The sequence below is a fragment of the Mesorhizobium sp. M0590 genome, assembly GCF_040320905.1.
Lineage (GTDB): Bacteria > Pseudomonadota > Alphaproteobacteria > Rhizobiales > Rhizobiaceae > Mesorhizobium.
This window is the reverse complement of sequence record NZ_JAMYQN010000074.1, coordinates 1-758: the sequence shown is the minus strand read 5'-3', so window position 1 is coordinate 758 and position 758 is coordinate 1. Positions and strand designations below refer to the sequence as shown.

At 65.2% G+C, this 758-nt stretch carries 1 protein-coding gene; it reads right to left on the bottom strand.

The features are described from left to right. On the bottom strand, window positions 1–758 hold a 758-nt coding region (locus NKI52_RS32665; RefSeq protein ID WP_352700871.1), incomplete at both ends, for an IS256 family transposase.

Below are 758 nucleotides of genomic sequence, written 5' to 3'. Positions count from 1 at the left end.
TCTTCCACCCAGTTGACCAGCTTCGGGTATTTGGCCTGCCATTTGGCGATCCACTGCGCCAGGTCGCGTTTGACCTCGGCAAGGTCGCGCCGGTCGTAGAACCATCTGAGCTCCATCAGGCAATCGTCGTCGACCTTGCGCGGCACGTAGTCGAGCGCGTTTCTGAGGAAGTGCACGTAGCAGCGCTGCCAGACCGCTTCGGGCAGCACTTCGCGGATTGCCGCCCTGAGCCCCGGATGGTCGTCGGAGACGACGAACTCGACGCCGGCGAGCCCGCGATTCTTGAGCCCCGTCACGAACTCGCGCCAGCTCGAATGGCTCTCCCGGTTGGCCAGCTCCACGCCCAGAACCTGGCGCCGGCCCTCCCAATCCACGCCGATCGCCACCAGCACCGCCTGGCTGGCGATCACGCCCGCCTCGCGAGCCCGCTCGTAGCGCGCGTCCAAAATGAGATACGGATAGCTTTCCTCGAGCCGCTGCGTGAAGAACGCCTTGAGCGCCTCATCCAGCCGCATCGTCGCCTCGCTCACCGTCGAGGCCGAGAAAGAGTGGCCGCACAATTCCTCCGTCACCGCCTTCACCTTGCGGGTCGAGACGCCCTGCACGTACATCTCGACCAGCGCCGACACCAATGCCTTCTCCGAACGCTGGTAGCGCTCAAACAACTCCGTCGAGAACCGGCCAGCCCGATCCTGCGGAACGCGAAGCTCCAGCACCCCGACCCGCGTCACCAGCTTGCGCTCGTAATAGCCGGACCG